This window comes from Fulvivirga marina (assembly GCF_016775155.1).
Taxonomy (GTDB): Bacteria; Bacteroidota; Bacteroidia; order Cytophagales; family Cyclobacteriaceae; genus Fulvivirga; species Fulvivirga marina.
Window position 1 is genome coordinate 238,814 of record NZ_JAEUGD010000004.1, and the last position, 16,459, is coordinate 255,272.

Annotated in this window: 19 protein-coding genes; 14 read left to right on the forward strand and 5 right to left on the reverse strand. The window is 38.8% G+C overall.

Features of this window, described 5'->3' with window-relative positions; translation table 11 throughout:
* Positions 1-104: 104 nt before the first annotated feature.
* Positions 105-233, forward strand: a complete 129-nt coding sequence (locus JMN32_RS27470) for a hypothetical protein (protein WP_262896691.1) — start codon at positions 105-107, stop codon at positions 231-233.
* A 79-nt stretch (positions 234-312) separates the two neighbouring features.
* On the opposite strand, the gene JMN32_RS02835 is transcribed toward JMN32_RS27470, so the two are convergent.
* Positions 313-741, reverse strand: a complete 429-nt coding sequence (locus JMN32_RS02835; protein ID WP_202854766.1) for an FKBP-type peptidyl-prolyl cis-trans isomerase — start codon at positions 739-741, stop codon at positions 313-315.
* 269 nt (positions 742-1,010) lie between these two features.
* Between JMN32_RS02835 and JMN32_RS02840 the strand changes: the two genes are divergently transcribed.
* The 4 genes from JMN32_RS02840 (at position 1,011) to JMN32_RS02855 (ending at position 3,270) form a co-directional block, all read left to right on the forward strand.
* Entirely contained in the window at positions 1,011-1,685 is a 675-nt protein-coding gene (locus tag JMN32_RS02840; RefSeq protein WP_202854767.1) for an RNA polymerase sigma factor, read from the forward strand.
* A gap of 5 nt (positions 1,686-1,690) precedes the next feature.
* Positions 1,691-1,954, forward strand: coding sequence for a hypothetical protein (locus tag JMN32_RS02845; protein ID WP_202854768.1), 264 nt, complete (start codon positions 1,691-1,693; stop codon positions 1,952-1,954).
* Positions 1,923-2,546, forward strand: coding sequence for a hypothetical protein (locus JMN32_RS02850; RefSeq protein WP_202854769.1), 624 nt, complete (start codon positions 1,923-1,925; stop codon positions 2,544-2,546). The genes JMN32_RS02845 and JMN32_RS02850 overlap by 32 nt, the downstream gene beginning before the upstream one ends.
* 94 nt (positions 2,547-2,640) lie before the next feature.
* Positions 2,641-3,270 (forward strand): trimeric intracellular cation channel family protein, encoded by a 630-nt coding sequence (locus JMN32_RS02855; RefSeq protein WP_202854770.1) that lies wholly within the window; start codon positions 2,641-2,643, stop codon positions 3,268-3,270.
* On the opposite strand, the gene JMN32_RS02860 is transcribed toward JMN32_RS02855, so the two are convergent.
* Positions 3,267-3,833: a thioredoxin family protein gene (locus tag JMN32_RS02860; RefSeq protein ID WP_202854771.1), complete on the reverse strand. Its 567-nt coding sequence runs from the start codon at positions 3,831-3,833 to the stop codon at positions 3,267-3,269. The two genes, JMN32_RS02855 and JMN32_RS02860, sit on opposite strands and share 4 nt — an antisense overlap.
* A gap of 56 nt (positions 3,834-3,889) precedes the next feature.
* On the reverse strand, positions 3,890-4,798 hold the full coding sequence (gene miaA / locus JMN32_RS02865) for a tRNA (adenosine(37)-N6)-dimethylallyltransferase MiaA (protein ID WP_202854772.1): 909 nt from the start codon (positions 4,796-4,798) through the stop codon (positions 3,890-3,892).
* Between the two features lie 101 nt (positions 4,799-4,899).
* On the opposite strand from miaA, the gene JMN32_RS02870 reads away from it, so the two are divergent.
* Genes JMN32_RS02870 through JMN32_RS02890 form a run of 5 tightly spaced genes read left to right on the forward strand, consistent with a single transcriptional unit; the run spans position 4,900 to position 10,225 of the window.
* Entirely contained in the window at positions 4,900-7,254 is a 2,355-nt protein-coding gene (locus tag JMN32_RS02870; protein ID WP_202854773.1) for a PAS domain S-box protein, read from the forward strand.
* Positions 7,255-7,268: 14 nt separating this feature from the next.
* The gene (locus tag JMN32_RS02875) at positions 7,269-7,637 is read left to right on the forward strand and encodes a response regulator (protein ID WP_202854774.1); all 369 of its coding nucleotides are present in this window, start codon (positions 7,269-7,271) and stop codon (positions 7,635-7,637) included.
* A gap of 1 nt (position 7,638) precedes the next feature.
* Complete coding sequence (locus JMN32_RS02880; RefSeq protein ID WP_202854775.1) at positions 7,639-7,914, forward strand: hypothetical protein; 276 nt, start codon at positions 7,639-7,641, stop codon at positions 7,912-7,914.
* On the forward strand, positions 7,911-8,672 hold the full coding sequence (locus JMN32_RS02885) for an MBL fold metallo-hydrolase (RefSeq protein ID WP_202854776.1): 762 nt from the start codon (positions 7,911-7,913) through the stop codon (positions 8,670-8,672). Before JMN32_RS02880 ends, JMN32_RS02885 begins: the two co-directional genes overlap by 4 nt.
* Positions 8,672-10,225, forward strand: coding sequence for an NFACT RNA binding domain-containing protein (locus JMN32_RS02890; RefSeq protein WP_202854777.1), 1,554 nt, complete (start codon positions 8,672-8,674; stop codon positions 10,223-10,225). The genes JMN32_RS02885 and JMN32_RS02890 overlap by 1 nt, the downstream gene beginning before the upstream one ends.
* A gap of 20 nt (positions 10,226-10,245) precedes the next feature.
* Here JMN32_RS02890 and pyk read toward each other — a convergent pair whose 3' ends face one another.
* Positions 10,246-11,676, reverse strand: coding sequence for a pyruvate kinase (gene pyk / locus JMN32_RS02895; RefSeq protein ID WP_202854778.1), 1,431 nt, complete (start codon positions 11,674-11,676; stop codon positions 10,246-10,248).
* A gap of 2 nt (positions 11,677-11,678) precedes the next feature.
* A complete protein-coding gene (locus JMN32_RS02900; protein WP_202854779.1) occupies positions 11,679-12,098 on the reverse strand; it encodes an IPExxxVDY family protein in 420 nt (139 codons plus the stop codon).
* Between the two features lie 153 nt (positions 12,099-12,251).
* On the opposite strand from JMN32_RS02900, the gene JMN32_RS02905 reads away from it, so the two are divergent.
* From JMN32_RS02905 to nadE, 4 genes are read left to right on the forward strand one after another with little or no spacing between them, the layout of a single operon-like run.
* Positions 12,252-12,488 (forward strand): acyl carrier protein, encoded by a 237-nt coding sequence (locus JMN32_RS02905; protein ID WP_155175817.1) that lies wholly within the window; start codon positions 12,252-12,254, stop codon positions 12,486-12,488.
* Positions 12,489-12,528: 40 nt separating this feature from the next.
* Positions 12,529-13,776, forward strand: coding sequence for a beta-ketoacyl-ACP synthase II (gene fabF / locus JMN32_RS02910; RefSeq protein WP_202854780.1), 1,248 nt, complete (start codon positions 12,529-12,531; stop codon positions 13,774-13,776).
* A 5-nt stretch (positions 13,777-13,781) separates the two neighbouring features.
* Positions 13,782-14,525, forward strand: a complete 744-nt coding sequence (gene rnc / locus JMN32_RS02915; RefSeq protein WP_202854781.1) for a ribonuclease III — start codon at positions 13,782-13,784, stop codon at positions 14,523-14,525.
* A gap of 43 nt (positions 14,526-14,568) precedes the next feature.
* Positions 14,569-16,440, forward strand: coding sequence for an NAD(+) synthase (gene nadE / locus JMN32_RS02920; protein WP_202854782.1), 1,872 nt, complete (start codon positions 14,569-14,571; stop codon positions 16,438-16,440).
* Positions 16,441-16,459: the final 19 nt, after the last annotated feature.

Sequence of the window (16,459 nt, forward strand, 5' to 3'; positions counted from 1 at the left end):
AAAATAAGTTAATCTTATGATAATTAGCCCAGGTTTACTTTCTCTTTAACAAAGAATGATTAAATTTGACCTCGATTAAAGTAACCGCTGAAAATTCGATTATCATGGAACAATATATTGGAGACGGAGCAAGCTTATTTATTACAATAGTAGCATGCCTTGCAGGTTTTGGAGCAGCAATTGGAATGCTTGACTTCATGAAAACAAAAAAAGAAGAGCCTAAAGAAGAATAATATATAAGGTTAATCATCAAAACAAAAAAGGCATGAGTGGAATCCATTCATGCCTTTTTTGTACAGGTACTAAGATTACTTATGCAATCTCCACCAACTCTATATCAAAAATAAGATCCTTACCCGCCAGAGGATGGTTAGCATCAATTTCAATAGTGTCAGCTTCCACTTTTGTAACTACCACAGGAATAGACTGTCCGTTGGGCTGCTGCATAGCTAATTGTTGTCCTACTTCAGGTTTCAGGTCAGCAGGTAGCTGAGCTTTAGGAACTTCTACCACCATTTCATTATTTCTTTCCCCATAAGCCTCGTTGGAAGGAATATTAGCTGTTTTCGTATCACCAACTTTCATTCCGGTTACGGCTTTATCAAATCCGGCGATCATCATACCGGCTCCTAGTTCAAATTCCAAAGGTTCTCTATTTTCAGAAGAATCAAAAACAGATCCATCGTTCAATTTACCTGTGTAGTGTACTTTTACTCTGTCGCCTTTTTTTGCTTCAGACATAAACAAAATATTTAATAGTAATTATAATCAATCCTTGACTTTCAAGGAAGAACAAAGGTACGGAAACAAGCCCTAATAAAAAATTTTGGGGCATTGTGTACCTTTTTGTATTCTGCTGCATTATGTAAGTAATTCATTTCCAAAACAATGTTTGTGTGGTTCCGTCTGCAGCGGAAAAACATTGTGAAGGCGGACGATATCCGGCCGCTGAGCCGAAGACAGCTGGCCGGATATTTTTAAAATACTCTTAATGATTGTAAATTATAGTAATGCATATCCTTACCACAAACACTGCACCTTCATTACCTAATGCGGTACGCGGCCTTATTGATGTAGTCTTCAGGATCTTCTATGATCAGATCAATACCTCCGTCTATCATAAAAGAGAAGAGGAAATTCTAACAGAATACAACATTATAAAAAAATGCCAGGATAATCCTGAGCATTTTGCCCCCTTGTACAGAAAGTATTATGACCAGATTTTCATGTTTACCTTTAAAAGGGTAGACCACCTCGAAATTGCCGCTGACATTACCTCAAGGGTTTTCCTGAAATGCCTGAAAAATATTGGCAAGTATAAGTACCAAGGCGTACCGTTTTCTGCATGGCTTCACAAAATTGCTATTAACGAGGTAAATATGTTCTTCCGACAACAGAGTAAAATGGAACGTACCGTAAGCCTGGACCATCAGGACATGCGACAACTTTTTGATGAAATTGATTATCAGGAAGTACAAATTGATCCCGAAGTACTCATTACAGTATTGCTTGAGCAATTGGATGAGAAAGAGATCCAATTTATAGAATTAAGATTTTTTGAAAGCAGATCATTTAAGGAAATTGGGTATTTGCTGGGCATATCTGAGACTAATGCCAAGGTAAAAACCTACAGGATACTTAAAAAGCTAAAGAAGGTTTCAAAACAGGTTAATTACAATAACTAATTCCGATGACAAAAATTAAAGTAAAAATTAATGTACCCGTTCCACCGATAGAAACCATTCACCAGTATCGTGACTTTAGCCGTTTCATGGATCAGTATAAAAAGTATTATTCCACAGTTGGCATCAGGGATATGCTTTACAAAGACCGAAAAAAACTGGTCTTCATCGTAATCATCATTCTATTTCTAATGTTGCTATTATTTGTAGAGGATCTTCATGGCATTGAATCTGAGAATAATGAGAAACCAAAAACTGAACTATTGGATTAGATTAAGCCTTGTAACATTCTACCTGGCGTTTCCTGGTCGTATTACCTATGCCCAACATATCGAACCTCATGAGGTTTATGATATCACACCTACTGACTCCACTCTGTCTGAAAAATTTGTAGAAGCTTTATGCAAGGCAGCCCGTACCAGATCAGGTGAAGGTCGACCTGGCCTGCCTTCTGACTTAGAAGCATTAATTGTACTTGCTGCCGGCACCGGTTTTTCAGATCACGATCAACCTCAAAAAAGCCTGAGTTGGCACCAGAAATTTGGCAGATACTGCCATTGCAAGAGCACCGACGAATTTCCTGCAGGAAGTTTCCTCCGACAGGCGGTAAATGCCAACTTCAGGGAGTTTGCCAATATCGTGGGGCCCAATAACAGACTTTCACTAGACTTGCTACAAACTGATGCAGACAGCCTTAACATTTTTGAATATATCAACAAGCAACGTATAGATATTGAAGCCAGCCACAACAATAAAAGGTTTGAATTTCAGCAGGATGAAAAATGGAAGAACATTATGTTCTTCTATTTTCTGTTTTCAGAATACCGGGTTATACTCATGCGCCAAATGGAAGAAGGTCAGTAACCTTTTACAAATTTGCCTCCTGCTTATTTAGCAAATTGCCGTATCCAATGTGTAACTTAGCCGCTTCTTGTACTTTACTAACCAGTAATACTTTATGTCACTTCTATACGCCCTTGACATTATAGGTACGTTTGTATTTGCCATTAGCGGCATCCGGCTGGCTGCAAAAAAGAAAATGGACCTTTTTGGGGCAATGGTTATTGGCTTTGTAACAGCAGTAGGTGGTGGTACCACCAGAGATGTTTTACTGGGCAGTTATCCGGTTTCCTGGGTACAGGATGTGAACCTCCCTCTCACCATTGCTCTCGCAGTACCTTTCACATTTATTTTCAGAAAGTATATTGTCAATCTCAAAAGAACCTTCTTCATGTTTGACACCATAGGTATAGCCCTATTTACCATTAGTGGTATGCAGAAAGCACTCTCCACAGGCATTCACCCGGCACTGGCCATTGTTATGGGTATGGTATCTGCCGTTATGGGTGGAGTAATAAGGGATATTCTATGTAACGAAATTCCGTTAATATTCAGAAAAGAGATTTATGCTACGGCTTGCCTGGCCGGCGGATTAGTATTTTCACTACTTGATTACTACACCGACCTAACCGAAAATGTGATTTACCTCATAACAACTGTTGTAATCATTGCGATACGGGTAGTTTCAATAAAATATGATCTGAGCATGCCTAAAATGAAGGATGCTCCCATGGATGGAGCTGACTAATAAATACTTGATTCGAAGGTCTTTTCCCAGTCAGCCCAAGCAGTGGTTTTATAGTGGTTACCGCCAATATAGTTAATAACTTTCTCAAACTGGTCAGGCTTTTGATACCCTGGCATAGGTTGGATCATGTTAAAGTCCTCATCTAAAAACACTACTGTAGGGTAACTAAGTTTATTATTAAGCAACGAAGCGGCCAGTTGGTGATAACCTCTCCTTCCTGACTCCACATATTTAAAAGTATGCCCTTTGAACTCTATATCTTCTGTTTGCTCAGCATCAAGTTTTACAGGGTAGTAGTTTTCGTTCAGGTACTTTGCAATTTCAGGCTGACTAAAAGTATTTTTATCCATAACCTTACACCAGCCACACCAGTCGGTATATACATCTATAAATATTTTTCTCTTCTCATTTTTAGACTTTTCTACAGCCTCTTCAAAACTCATCCAATTTACAGGACTTTTTCCTCCTGCCTTTTTCAATTGCTCTTCCGGCTTAAACGCCGAACCACCAAAAAAAACAAGTATAAAAGCCAATGAAAATATAATTAATGCTACTTTTCTCATAATTCTAAAATATACGTCTAAAACGCCAGTCAAGTTAAAATAATTTCAATCAAATACTATACATCATGATGCATTACAGTTTTGATATGCCTTAATATATCCTGAAAGCTATCTGGATGAAACCACTTAATTTCCAGATCCTTACCAAACCATGTCATTTGTCGCTTGGCATACCGTCGTGAGTTTCTTTTCAATAATCGTACCGCTTCCTCTCTATCATATAATCCCTCAAAAAAATCGAATACTTCTTTATATCCAACTGTTTGCAGAGCATAATGCTCTTTATAGGGATACAACTCCTTAGCCTCCTCAAACAATCCCTGAGCTATCATCTGATCCATACGTTCATTAATCCGAGCGTAAAGTTCTTCCCTTGGCCTGTCCAATCCAATTTTAATTACCTCAAAATCTCTCTGTTTTTTATTACCCTTTCTGAGTTCAGAGTATTTCTTTCCCGTACCGATGCATACCTCAAGAGCTCGGGTAATACGTTGTGGGTTTTTAAGATCAACCTCTTCATAGTACTCCGGATCAAGTATTTTGAGTTCCTCAGCCAGAGCATTCAGCCCTTCATTGGCTAATCTGTTGTTGAGTTCAACTCTAATATCAAGACTCACCTGGGGTATATCTGCCATTCCTTCGGTAACCGCATTAATGTAAAGCCCCGAACCTCCTGTCATAATCAAACAGTCTTGATGCTGAAACAATTCACCTATTTTTTTCAAGGCTTCACGCTCAAAATCCCCTGCATTAAATTTATCATGAATCGAATGGGAGTTAATGAAATGGTGAGTAACCAGGTTCAGCTCCTCTTCGGAGGGCTTTGCTGTACCAACTTCCATTTCTCTAAAAAATTGCCTGGAGTCCGCCGATATAATTTCAGTATCCAACTCACGAGCAATATCAATACACAAACTGGTCTTTCCTACAGCGGTAGGCCCGACAATAACAATCAAAAACTTCATCAAAAGTGGTTTTATACAAATTTACTATTTATAGAATGACTTCACCAAAACAGCAGAATGGTGAATCCTGATTAACGATAATTTGTTATCTTCACGAGGAAATGAAGGACAGAACGAAAAAAGCGGAAGACCTCGTTATTAAGGTTAATGAACTGAAAGAAAAGCTCTTCGCGGAGAAGAATAAAAATTCTTTCACCAATTCAATTTTGGAGGGTGGAACCCTGATTATCTGGGCTGTCAACAACGAATTTGAACTTATTTCCTTCAACCAAAATTACTTCAATTTCTTTCTTCAGGAGAACCCGGGCATTAAAGTTGGCTATGAAGAAAAAGGGATCGTTAAAATTGCCAACTCCGACACTTTTTGGGAGAAAAAATACAAACAGGCCCTTACCGGTCGATCTCACAATTTTGAGATCATGCTCAAAATTGATGGCGAAGAACAATGGAAAGAGGTTTTTTTAAATCCTATTTATGATACTCGTGGTGAAATTACCGGAGTCTCGGGGCTTGCCTACGATATCACTGAAAAGATGCAGTCGCGAATCGCACTCATGAAGAGCGAGGAAAAATTCAGAAATATATTTGAGTCTTTTCAGGACCTCTATTTCAGATGTGACTTTAACGGAAAGTTAACCATGCTTAGCCCTTCAGTAAGTGACATCATGGGCTATACAGAAGATCAACTCCTAGGTAAGCATGTTACTAACTTTTACCTTTATAATATTCAAACTAAGTTTCTGATCAGAAAACTGGCCCAGGAAAAACGTGTTCGGAATTTTGAGGCTAGCGTTATACATAAATCAGGAAAAATAATTCCATGTATCTGCAATGTCAGAGTAATTCAGGATGAACAAGGCCGCCTGAAACACGTAGAAGGAGTAGCTAGAGATATTACAGAACTTAAGAAGACCAACCAGGAGTTACAACACTCTAAGGAATTAGCCGAAAAATCACTTAAAATCAAAGAGCGCTTTTTGGCCAATATGAGTCATGAAATCAGGACTCCACTCAATGGCATAATAGGTATGCTTCATCTACTGGATGAGACACAACTTGACCCCAAGCAAAAAAAGCATATCAGAACCCTTAAAAGTTCGGCTGACATACTGCTAAACATTCTCAACGACCTGCTTGACCTTTCTAAAATTGAGGCAGGAAAAATGGAGTTAAAACCAGTACCTACGAGCACTGAAATAATATTTGATAAACTCAAACTGCTTTACAAGCAGCAAGCAAACGATAATTCGATAAAACTCAAATTTACAAAGGGTAATGATATACCTCCATATATAGAAGTTGACGAAACCAAACTCATCCAGGTTTACTCTAACCTTATATCAAATGCTATAAAATTCACCCCATCAGGAGGTAGTGTTACCATAAGCCTTGAAGTTTACAAAGTAAGAAAGAATGGGTCCATAATTATGGAGGGTAATGTTAACGACTCGGGAATTGGCATATCAAAAGAAGATCAAAAGAAGTTATTTTCCAGCTTCACCCAGTTAGATAGCTCAAGCAAAAAGAGTTATAAAGGTACTGGCCTGGGGTTATACATCTCCAGGAAGATAGTCAACCTATTCAATGGAAAAATCGGCATTAAATCTACTGAAGGAAAAGGCAGCCAGTTTTGGTTTACCTTTGATACCAAAGAAGTTGAAAAACCTGCAAAGCAGGCTCAACCATCAGTTAAAATCACAAAATTGGAACATTCTCCTACTGTCATGGTTGTAGATGACAACAGTGTTAACCTTGATTTAGCCTATGAGATTCTTAAAAATGCTGGCTGCAAAGTAACCGTGGCTTCTAGTGGCAAAGAAGCCCTTGCTTTATCCAAAGATTTGTGCTTTGATGTCATATTAATGGACATTCAAATGCCAGACATGGATGGCCTTGAAGCCTCCAAACAAATAAGGAAACAATGTAAAGAACAGACTCCACCAGTGGTGGCCATGACAGCCTACTCTATGAAGGGTGATGAGGCCAAATACCTTGCTGAAGGCATGGACGACTATATTGCAAAACCTATCGACCCATCAATACTGGTTCAAAAAGTAAATCAATGGACATCTGATTCGTCTGAAGAGGTAGAAGTACAAAAAGAAAAGACCAATAATCATCAGACAATTAACCAAAACACCTTAGATTTACTTAAACAATATGCCGGAGATGAAGCTGTTTTAGAAGCTTTAAATGAATTCGATCAAGAGTGTAGTATGCAGATACTTGATAGCGCCAAATTTTTTGAAAGTAAAAACTACAAGGAAGTTTTAGATATTTTACATACATTGAAAGGCAATGCCGGTACACTCGGAGTTGAAAAAATGGCCTTCCAAGCAGCCAAAATGGAAGATGAATTAAAAGAAAAAAAATATTCTAATTTTGCCAGGGATTTACAGTTTCTAAAATCCCTGCATGAGGAATTTATTGAAGAAACTAAAAAGATTATACCATAAATAAATTAAAAAGGATGGCAAAGAAAATCTTACTAGCCGATGACAGCCCTGTAATACAAACCTTGTCTAAAAAAATATTCCAAGGACAAGGGTATGATTTTAAAGGTATAAAAACAGGAACTCGTGTTCTTGATGAAATCCAGAACAACGATTATGACGTTGTAATTCTGGACATAATACTTCCTGGAGCCGATGGTATGGAGCTTGCAAAAAAAATCAGACGCTTGAGTGACAAGAAAAAAGCAGAAATGCCAATAATTGCCATATCAGGCAACTACAAAAACTATTCAAAGGCGGATTTTGACGAGGCCGGCATTAACGAGTACCTCATTAAGCCGTTGGATTATGATGCCTTGGTAAATACCGTAAAAAAATACACCTAAGATGAGTATTAAGTATTCTAAGCATTTTTTGAATAAGCTTGAGGATTTGCTAGCTGAAACAGAATATATTCTTAGATACGAAAGAGGTAATTTTAAATCAGGCTGGTGCATTCTCAATGAGAACAAAGTCATTATTGTCAATAAATATTATGCCATAGACGGAAAGATCAACTGCCTTTTGGATATTATAAAAACAGTTGACATAGACAAAGATCAGCTTAGTGATAAAAATAAAAAATTGTATTTAGAACTGGCACAAACCGAACTTGAGCTTTGAGGATTACACTGCTAGGGACCGGAACATCTCAAGGTGTACCCGTAATTGCTTGCGGCTGTGACGCATGTCAATCTCTCGACTTTAGAGATAAAAGACTACGTACATCTATACACATTGAGAAGGGAGGTCAGAGTTTTGTTATAGATACTGGCCCGGATTTCAGACAACAAATGCTTAGAGAAGGTGTCAAAAAACTTGACGCCGTAATTTTCACTCATGAGCACAAAGATCATACGGCAGGCCTTGATGATGTAAGAGCTTTTAACTTCCGTCAAAAAAAAGACATGCCAATATATGGAAGGCCTAATGTCATCAACCAGCTGAAACAAGAGTTTAGCTATGCCTTTGGTGAGAAAAAATATCCGGGTGTACCTCAACTTGAGGTACACCCTATTGACAATAACCCTTTCTCCATTGCTGGTGTTAACTTTACCCCTATTGAAGTGATGCACTTACGGCTTCCTGTTTTTGGGTTCAGAGTTGGAGATTTTACCTATATAACAGATGCCAATTATATCAGTCCTGAAGAAAAGGAAAAAATCAAAGGCTCAAAAGTTTTAGTTTTAAATGCACTACAAAAAGAAGCTCACATTTCTCATTTTAACCTGGAGCAAGCCATTGAACTGGCATTGGAAATAAAAGCAGAGACCACCTATTTCACTCATATTAGTCATAGAATGGGACCTCACAAGCAGGTAGATGAACTATTACCTGAGGGAATAAATCTGGCTTACGATGGACTGGTTATTGATATGTAATGCATAACAACTATTACTTCTTAAAAACACTTAGCTCCCAGTTAGCAGAAAAGCTAATCGGCTTCCAACTTATAGAAGCATTTTCTCAAAACAAAAATGAGCTTATCATTGGTTTTTCTAAACAAGCCGAGGAATTCTATATCAAAGCTCACCTTGCTCCAGCATTTTGCTGTCTGTCATTTCCTAATGATTTTAGTCGGGCCAGAAAAAACAGCGTAGATCTTTTTACAGATCTTGCTCTGGCCAAAGTGGATCATATACATCAGTTTGCCAATGAACGGTCATTTGTTATCATATTTCAAAATGATTTCAAACTGCTATTTAAAATGCATGGCAATAGATCCAATATCATTCTCTTTAAAGGGAACGATGTTGTTGAGGTGTTTAAAAAAAGTCTGAAAAAGGACTTTAATATCGACATCACTCAGCTGGACCGCACAATAGACCAATCTTATGACTCCTTCAAACAACATGATGCGGATTATAAAATCATCTTCCCTACGTTTGGAAAGGTTACAAAGAAGTATTTATTAGCCAGAGGTATCAATGAAAAGGATACGAATTCTAAATGGGACTTAATCAAAGAAACACTAGGACACCTCTCCGAACAGAAGTATTATATTACAAAAATTGAAGGCCAGTTACATCTTTGTTTATTGGAAATAGGCACGGTGCAACATGAATTTCATGACCCTATACAGGCTATTGATAGTTTCTTTATTCGATACATTAGTGATCATGCTTTAAAAAGCATCAAAGGGGAGGCTTTGCTTGACATTAATAAGCAACTCAGACAAACCGAGAGTTACATAAAAAAAACTAAAAAGAAACTTGAGGAAATAGAAAGCAGGCTCAACTATAGCATACTTGCAGATATACTAATGGCTAACCTCCACCAAATAGCTCCAAAAACAGAAGAGGTTACCCTTCAAAACTTCTACGATAACAACTCCCCTATCACAATTAAATTAAAACGAGACCTTTCTCCTCAAAAAAATGCAGAGGCATATTACAGGAAAGCCAAGAACCAATCTGTTGAAATTGAAAACCTTAAAACAAATCTCAAACAGAAGCTAAATACCATTGAAGCACTCGAAGAGCAAAAGATGGTTATAGAAGAAGAACAAAGCCTTAAGGCACTTCGTAACCTTGTGAAAAAAGACCAAGCCCAGACTTCAAAAAAGAAAGAGCACCTACCTTATAATGCATTCTCTTATGATGGCTTTGATATATGGGTGGGAAAAAATGCAAGAAGCAACGATCGCATGCTTCAACAACACTCCTTTAAAAACGATCTTTGGCTCCACGCTAAAGATGTGAGCGGGTCTCATGTGCTTATAAAGTATAGAGCAGGTAAACCGTTCCCAAAAGATGTCATAGAAAAAGCGGCTGAACTCGCTGCACATTTCTCCAAAAGAAAATCAGACACCCTATGTCCTGTTATTGTAACACCAAGAAAGTTTGTAAGGAAAAGAAAGGGAGATCCTGCCGGAGCAGTAATGGTAGATAAGGAAGAAAGAACTTTACTTGTCAAGCCCAATAACTGGTCCTGACAAGTAAAGCTTTGATTATTCTACTCAACAACATTTAGCTTAACAGTATTTGTACGTCCTCTGGCATGAATAGGCATACTGGCTGTTGTAATAAATATATCACCATTTTCAATATGCCCCTTTTCCTTCAATATCTCTTCTATGTCTGCAAAGGTATCATCTGTTGAAACCTCTTTATCATAGTAATAGCCCCTAACTCCCCAAATAAGATTTATTGTGTTAAGTAGTGGTCTGTTGCTTGTAAATATAAAAATGTTGGCTTTTGGCCTATGTGATGCAAGCTTAAACGCGGTATACCCTGATTGGGTCATACCAATAATAGCCTTCGCTTTGGAAGCCTTTGCCAGTCTACAAGCCGCCAGCACCAATGTATTATTGTAAAACAAAGGATCATTATGGTCAGGCAGATCATGACGGAAATATACGTCTGCTTCCCTTTCAACGCTGGTAATGGTTTTTACCATACTCCTGATCACTTCAATGGGGTACGCTCCGGCGGCGGTTTCAGCAGAAAGCATCAGAGCATCTGCCCCATCCATTACAGCGTTAGCCACGTCATTGGTTTCTGCTCGAGTAGGTCGGGGGCTTTCGATCATACTTTCCATCATCTGAGTAGCGATAATTACAGGCTTAGCCAGTTTATTACACTTTCTCACGATCATTTTTTGAGCCATAGGCACCTCTTCCATAAATATTTCTACTCCAAGGTCACCACGTGCTACCATTACAGCATCCGCTGCATCTATAATTTCATCTATATTATGTATAGCCTCTGGTTTCTCAACTTTGGCAATGATCTTAGTTTGCTTACCAGCAGCCTTAATTCTCTCTCTAAGGTTATGAATGTCTTCTGCTGATCTTACAAACGACAAAGCCACCCATTCAACCTCGTTGGCCAAACCAAACTCCAGGTCTTTCACATCTTTGTCTGTTAAAGAAGGCGCCGATACTTTAGTAAAAGGCATATTGATTCCTTTTCTGGACTTTAATTTGCCTCCATACACAACCTCTGTTACAACTTCGGCGTTTTTGATTTCAGTTACTTTTAACTCTATCTTTCCATCGTCAATAAGAATCACATCTCCTACACCAACATCTTTAGGAAGATCCTGATAGACGGTACTGGCCATTGTCGAATGTCCAACAATTTCTTCTATGGTTATGGTAAACTCCTGTCCAGGCTTTAGTTTTGCACCTTTCTCTACTTCTCCTACTCTAATCTTCGGCCCCTGAAGGTCTTGTAAAAGACATACACAAGCTCCCATTTCCTCATTCAACTCACGTACACTTTTAATCACCTTCTGATGATCCTCATGAGTACCATGTGAAAAGTTAAGCCTGAAAATATCAACGCCCTCCTCGATGAGCTGTTTCAGCATTTTTTTATCGCTCGAGGCTGGCCCGACAGTAGCGATAATTTTAGTCTTATTAAATTGTATTTTTTGATCCATAGTCAAGTTAAAAAATTGTCTTTAGACTTCAGTGTTTCTACTTCAATGGCGGCAATATATTCAATCCATTGGACTTCTTTTAATTCTTTTAAAATTTCTTCTTTTGCAAACGATTGCGACTGTTCATCTATTTTGATTATGTAGTCAAAGTGCGGCAATTCAGGTATTAAACTGGCATTTTCGCCCTCCACAGAACGGTTCTTAAATAACCTGAAACAACTACTTTCCATCTGGTAAAGATAGTTGCTAAAAGAAGCCAGATTACCTCCTTTCATTTCCATAGAATAATCATCTTGCTTCACCAACCGGACATCAAGTTTCTTGTTTATAGCCCAAGCAAGTTTATAGAATTTTATGGAGGAGATAATGCCTATCAATTCAAACTCATATTCATACTCAACAATTAGCTTGGTCTTTTTCATAGTATCAAAGTTCTTGAAATTTATGCGTATACAGTGAGTTTTTAAGGAAAAATTAGCAATTTAGCGCCGCCAATAAGTTTATTTAAATTGTTTGACATTAATACATTTAATGTATTTCTTTGCAGATATTTTAACTATTAAATCATTAAAAACATGTCTGAAATAGCACAAAAAGTTAAATCAATCATTATTGATAAATTAGGAGTTGAAGAGTCAGAGGTTACTCCTGAAGCAAGCTTCACCAACGATTTAGGAGCCGATTCTTTAGATACTGTTGAATTGATAATGGAATTTGAAAAGGAATTCAACATTTCTATTCCTGACGATCAGGCAGAAAACATCTCAACAGTTGGCCAGGCCATCTCTTACTTGGAAGAAAACGTAAAATAATATATAAACACACCCCTTTATTCATTTCTAAACTTCTTTTATGACGTTAAGAAGAGTTGTAGTAACAGGCATAGGCGCACTCACGCCCATAGGAAATACGGCCTCCGAATACTGGCAGGGTCTTATAAATGGTGTAAGTGGTGCCGCTCGTATAACCAGATTTGATCCCGAGAAATTTCGTACGCAATTTGCATGTGAAGTTAAGAACTTTGATGCTGAGCAACACTTTGACAGAAAAGAGGCCCGTAAAATGGACCCCTTTACTCAATATGCCATGGTAGTTGCTGATGAAGCCATCAAAGACTCGAAATTAGACCTGGAAACTATTGACTTGAATAAAGCAGGGGTAATATGGGGTTCAGGTATCGGCGGGCTTAAAACATTTCAGGAGGAAGTTAAGAGTTATGCTAAAGGTGACAATACACCAAGGTTTAACCCATTCTTCATCCCTAAAATGATCGCTGATATCAGTGCCGGATATATTTCCATCAAGTATGGATTCCATGGACCAAACTTCGTTACAGTTTCTGCATGTGCATCAGCTACCAATGCTCTTATAGATGCATTGAATTATATAAGACTGGGACATATGGATGTTGCCATCTCGGGTGGCAGTGAAGCAGCTGTAACTGAAGCAGGCATGGGAGGATTTAATGCTATGAAGGCGCTTTCGGAGCGTAATGACTCCCCCGAAACAGCATCCAGACCTTTTGATAAGGACAGAGATGGATTTGTATTAGGTGAAGGTGCAGGCGCGCTTATTCTTGAAGAATATGAACATGCCAAGGCACGTGGAGCCAAAATATATGCTGAAATAATCGGAGGAGGAATGTCTGCAGATGCGCATCACATTACTGCACCACACCCAGAAGGGCTTGGAGCTACCAATGTTATGATAAATGCTCTTGCTGACGCGCATATAAAACCGGAAGACGTAGATTATATCAACGTTCATGGCACATCAACACCACTTGGTGATATTAGCGAAACATTGGCCATCAAAAAGGTTTTTGGTGATCATGCTTATAAGCTTAATATTAGCTCGACAAAATCCATGACAGGACACCTGCTTGGAGCTGCCGGAGCTATTGAAGCGGTAGCTTGTGTGAAGGCGATACAAAATGGTATTGTACCGCCAACCATCAACCACTTTACAGATGACGATCAATTGGACAATAAATTAAATTTAACTTTTAATAAAGCCCAGGAGAGAGAGATCAATGTAGCGCTAAGCAATACATTTGGGTTCGGAGGACATAACACCTCTATTATTTTTAGAAAAATTTAAGAACTGTGCATCGTGCTGTAAGGCGCTTCATTAATATTTTCAAGAGAAGATCTGAAAAAGACAAAAGGCTTATTACCGCTATTAAGACAATTGTCGGTAGTAAGCCTTTTAACTTAGAGCTATATCGACTTGCTATTAAACATAGCTCTGTAGCAAAACATAACAGTCAGGGTCTCAAAGAGTCTAACGAGCGGCTCGAATACCTCGGAGATGCTGTTCTGGGAGCTGCAGTAGCCGACTATCTATTCAAAACATTCCCATTCAAAGAAGAAGGATTTCTTACCGAGATTCGATCCAGAATCGTAAATAGAGAATCATTAAACAACATTGGAAAAAGAATAGGCCTGAATCAGGTTGTGGAGTACGACCAGAAAAAAAAGAGTAAGCTCTCTCATAAATCACTATATGGAGATACCCTTGAAGCTATAGTCGGGGCTGTTTATTTAGACAAAGGCTACTCCTACTGCAAGCACTTCATCATTGACAAACTCATCATTCCCTACCTCAATATTGATGAAGTGATAAAATCCAACCCTAACTACAAAAGCAAAATCATTGAATGGTCACAAAAAGAAAATAAGGATGTAAAGTTCGAGATCATCAGTGTTAAAAATGAGAAACACCACCGTGAGTTTACCGCTCAGGTTTTTGTTGATAATGAACCTCTGGGCAAAGGCTTTGGGCATAGCAAGAAAAAAGCTGAGCAGGATGCTGCCCAAAAATCTTGTGAGTTATTGGACTTAGACTAAAGATTCCGATATTCGCTCTCGAATTCAGTTAAAACATCTAAACGTGTCTACACTCAGAATAGCAGGAGCCACTTTAAATCAAACTCCCCTGGCTTGGGAAAATAATCTCATCAATATTCGTGCAGCCGTTGATGATGCCATCAGCAGTGACGTTGATATTTTATGCCTGCCCGAACTATGTATTACAGGTTATGGATGTGAGGATATGTTTCTTAGCGATTGGATCTACACCAAAGCCATGGAGTGCCTGTTAGAGGCAACGTCTTATTGTAAAAATATCACAGTCGCCATTGGCTTGCCGGTTAAACACCGTGGACTCTTTTATAACACGACATGCCTTATTCAAGATGAGCAAATTCTTGGCTTTTATATCAAACAAAACATGGCAAACGATGGTGTTCATTATGAACCCAGGTGGTTTACTCCCTGGCGCCCTGGTATTATTGATGAAATCACCATCGAAGGAAAGTCTTTTAGGTTTGGCGACCTCACCTTTGAGCTAAGCGGCATTAAAATTGGCTTTGAAATATGTGAGGATGCCTGGAGAGAAGAAAGACCCGCATGTCGCCTGTTTGAACAGAAGGTTAACCTCATTTTAAACCCTAGTGCCAGCCACTTTGCTTTTGAAAAAACACGCCTGCGCGAGAAGCTTGTAATAGATAGCTCCAAAAACTTTCATTGCACTTATGTGTACGCCAATCTGCTGGGCAATGAGGCCGGAAGGATGATATACGATGGCGAAATCTTAATTGCACGTCACGGAAAGCTGATAAAAAGAAATGAATGGCTATCTTATAAAAGCATGCAACTTCAGTTTGCCGATGTAGATTTCAACAAAGAAGAGGAAACCTACCCTAAACCTGATGAATGGCCCAGAGATAAGAATACGGAATTTGTGAAAGCATCATCACTTGCACTATTTGATTACCTCCGAAAAAGTCATAGTAAAGGCTTTGTTCTTTCACTAAGTGGTGGTGCTGATTCTTCCTCCATCGCAGTGTTGGTATCCGAAATGGTAAGACGTGGGGTTGAAGAATTAGGTGCAGAAAAGTTTATCAAAAAAACGGGCATAAGTACTCTTCAAATTGCTAATGGCAAGGATCAGCAGGCAATTATTAAACATCTTACCTCGCAAATCCTAACCTGTGCTTATCAAGGCACAGTAAATAGCTCTGAGGCTACGTTTCAGTCAGCAAAAGAACTAGCGGAATCAATAGGTGCCACTTTTCACTCCTGGCTTATCGACGAGGAGGTGAATTCTTATACCCAAAAGATAGAAAAAGCGTTAAAAAGACCCCTGACTTGGGAAGCTGATGACATAGCCCTTCAAAATATACAGGCTCGCTCCAGGTCTCCCATTATCTGGATGCTGGCTAATATTGAGAGTGCTCTGCTACTTACTACCTCTAACCGAAGTGAAGCAGATGTAGGGTATGCTACCATGGATGGAGACACCAGCGGGAGCATCGCTCCTATTGCTGCTGTTGACAAACATTTTATTATTACGTGGCTGAGGTGGGCAGAGAGAAACTTAGGTTATGAGGCGCTGAACTACGTTAACAACCTCCAACCAAGTGCAGAATTGCGTCCCTTGTCACAAGAGCAAACTGATGAAGCGGACTTAATGCCATACCCTGTAATCGTAGAAATTGAAAAACTGGCTATAAGAGACCGTAAGTCACCGACTGAGGTCTTTCATGCTCTTAACGCTGTCAAACTTGAAAGCAGCAAACTGTTAAAAGTACACATAGCAAAGTTTTTCAGGCTTTGGAGTCGCAACCAGTGGAAGCGTGAACGTACAGCACCGGCATTTCATCTGGATGATTTTAATGTAGACCCAAGAACGTGGTGTAGATTCCCAATTCTTTCAAGCGGATTTAGCGCTGAACTCAAAGAACTTGAGGGATTAGGTTAATCCTGCCTCTACCATTTAT